The sequence below is a fragment of the Thauera aminoaromatica S2 genome (genome assembly GCF_000310185.1).
Taxonomy (GTDB): Bacteria; Pseudomonadota; Gammaproteobacteria; order Burkholderiales; family Rhodocyclaceae; genus Thauera; species Thauera aminoaromatica.
In genome coordinates this window covers 1-831 of sequence record NZ_AMXD01000303.1, presented here as the reverse complement: position 1 = coordinate 831, position 831 = coordinate 1, and the positions used below count along the sequence as shown (strand labels likewise).

At 72.1% G+C, this 831-nt stretch carries 1 pseudogene; it reads left to right on the top strand.

Annotation, left to right across the window (positions count from 1 at the left end):
* Positions 1-487 precede the first annotated feature (487 nt).
* Positions 488-831 (top strand): annotated as a pseudogene (locus tag C665_RS19745) (two-component sensor histidine kinase); the annotation flags it as partial.

Sequence of the window (831 nt, the reverse complement as noted above, 5' to 3'; positions counted from 1 at the left end):
GGCTCGCGCGCTGCGGCCGAACCGCCGGTTTCGGCCGGCGGCGTCACGGGCACCGCGGCAACGTTCGTGCCTGCCATGCGTTGGGCGTTGCGCTGGGCGGACACCTCGCCGGTGCCGTGGAACAGATTGGGCTTGTTGAACATGTTCTCTCCTGGAGTCCGGCGCAGCGACGGCGCTGCGCTCTCCAGCCCCTTCAGCAACCGCCATGCCAAAGGACCTTTTCCTTTTGCCTGCGGGCACTTGGCGCACCGACCCGGGCGGTACGTGGGCGCACGCGCGGGGAAACCGTCGCCCGTCCCCGACACCGCATCCCGAGATCGGGCGCAAGCCTCCGGGGAACAAGGCCTCCCCGCTGTCGCTCGGCGGCGACACCGATACCCGCCGCTTACTTCGTCTTGCACTTGCGCGACGCTGCGACCGCGCGCGCCGTCCTAGACTCGGCGACCCCGGCGCAGCACTCCGCTGCGATGCTCAACCCCCTCCCTGCATGCATCACCTCTCCTTTCGCAGCATCCTGCTCGCGAGCTTCCTGCTGATCACCGCCAGCCTGGCCGCCGCCGTCGCGGGCGGCTGGCGCGGCATGGAAACGGTCGTGCGCGCGATCCAGGAGGACAAGCAGCGCGCGCTCGCCCTCAGCGCCGCGGCGCGTCAGCTCCGCGAACGCAGCGTGAACCTCGAACGCAGCGCGCGCCAGTACGAGGTGCTGGGCGAGCCGGCACTCGCCCGGCGCTTCGAGGCCACCCTCGCCGAGGCACTGCCCGCGCTCGCGCTGCTGGAATCGGCCGGCCCCGCACTCGCCAGCGCAGGCGCGGCCTGGCGCGCCTGCGCTGT